The sequence below is a fragment of the Streptococcus mitis genome, from assembly GCF_009496155.1.
GTDB lineage: Bacteria > Bacillota > Bacilli > Lactobacillales > Streptococcaceae > Streptococcus > Streptococcus mitis_BQ.
In genome coordinates, this window is sequence record NZ_WIJP01000043.1 from 1 (window position 1) to 711 (window position 711).

Below are 711 nucleotides of genomic sequence, written 5' to 3' on the forward strand. Positions count from 1 at the left end.
TTGTTGAGGCTGATTCAGATGCGCTTGTGCTGGCTGACGCTGAGGCACTTGTTGAGGCTGATTCAGATGCGCTTGTGCTGGCTGACGCTGAGGCACTTGTTGAGGCTGATTCAGATGCCGATGTGCTGGCTGATTGACTTGCACTTGTTGAGGCTGATTCAGATGCCGATGTGCTGGCTGATTGGCTTGCACTTGTTGAGGCTGACTGACTTGCTGATGTGCTGGCTGATGCTGACGCACTTGTTGAAGCTGATTCAGATGCGCTTGTGCTGGCTGACGCTGAGGCACTTGTTGAGGCTGACTCAGATGCGCTTGTGCTTGCTGATTCAGATGCGCTTGTGCTTGCTGATGCAGACGCACTTGTTGATGCTGATTCAGATGCGCTTGTGCTTGCTGATGCTGATGCACTTGTTGAGGCTGATTCAGATGCGCTTGTGCTGGCTGACGCTGAGGCACTTGTTGAGGCTGATTCAGATGCGCTTGTGCTTGCTGATGCAGACGCACTTGTTGAGGCTGATTCAGATGCGCTTGTGCTGGCTGATGCAGACGCACTTGTTGAGGCTGACTCAGATGCGCTTGTGCTGGCTGATTGGCTTGCACTTGTTGATGCCGACTGGCTAGCTGAGGTACTTGCTGATTGGCTCGCACTTGTTGATGCTGACTGACTAGCTGACGTGCTGGCTGACGCTGAGGCACTTGTTGAGGCTGACT

General features: G+C 53.4%; 1 protein-coding gene. It reads right to left on the reverse strand.

Features of this window, described 5'->3' with window-relative positions; genetic code table 11:
- Positions 1 to 711: hypothetical protein (locus tag GEZ84_RS10585; protein WP_194252076.1), on the reverse strand; the 711-nt coding region annotated here is incomplete at both ends.